The organism is Psychrobacter sp. AOP31-B2-9 (assembly GCF_052378005.1).
In the GTDB taxonomy this organism is placed as follows: Bacteria; Pseudomonadota; Gammaproteobacteria; order Pseudomonadales; family Moraxellaceae; genus Psychrobacter.
In genome coordinates, this window is record NZ_JBQSXG010000308.1 from 1 (window position 1) to 753 (window position 753).

Here is a 753-nt window from a genome sequence, read left to right on the forward strand (position 1 = left end):
TAGCACTCTACTGTAAAATATTTATTAATTCTTTATTAACAATCGTGTTGAGCTTAGCTACCTCTAAAGGTGTTTGATCAAATTCGTTTCGAATTTTTTTAATAGCACCGTTATTAAGCAGAGTCTTTGCAACTTCAAGATTGTTTGTCATTGCTGCAAAATGTAGAGGAGTATTATCTAAGTCACCCTTTTGATTAATGTCTGCACCATATTTAATAAATAAAATTATATCTTCTACATCTCCTCTTCTTGACGCAATGTGTAAAGGCGTATCATCAACAGCACCTTTATCATTTGGTGTATCAAGATTCATTCCTAAGAAGTCAGGATGATCTTTATATTTATTTAGTAATTCTTGCAATACCTTATCTTTCATAAGAAGTCCTATATTAATTGAGTTATTGTTACTCTTTATTTCCCTTATCGTCATAATAATCGAATTTGTTTACACAATGATTTTGGTGATACTCCTTTAATGAATCCAACCTATTATTCCAATTTTTTAGCTTAGCATCATGTCTGCCTGGATACCACTATACTCGAGCGCAGATCTGCGTCTTGCGCTGCGGGTGAGTGTCTCCCAGATACTCACTTATTCTTGCTCAGGATCTCTCGTCGTAAACATTCCCACATCAGGATCATAATAGCGGAAACGGTTGTAATGTAATCCTGTTTCTACATCAAAGTGCTGACCTTGAAAACGTATCGGCTGTAAGTACTCTTTTTCTATCTGTAGTGGATTTAGCTTCTGTT

1 protein-coding gene and 1 pseudogene are annotated in these 753 nt (G+C 34.8%); both read right to left on the reverse strand.

From position 1 onward, the window contains the following. Positions 1 to 7: 7 nt before the first annotated feature. The gene (locus tag ACT3SX_RS15360; protein WP_444761597.1) at positions 8 to 376 is read right to left on the reverse strand and encodes an ankyrin repeat domain-containing protein; all 369 of its coding nucleotides are present in this window, start codon (positions 374 to 376) and stop codon (positions 8 to 10) included. A gap of 228 nt (positions 377 to 604) precedes the next feature. Continuing rightward, positions 605 to 753: pseudogene (locus ACT3SX_RS15365) on the reverse strand (RHS repeat-associated core domain-containing protein); the annotation flags it as partial.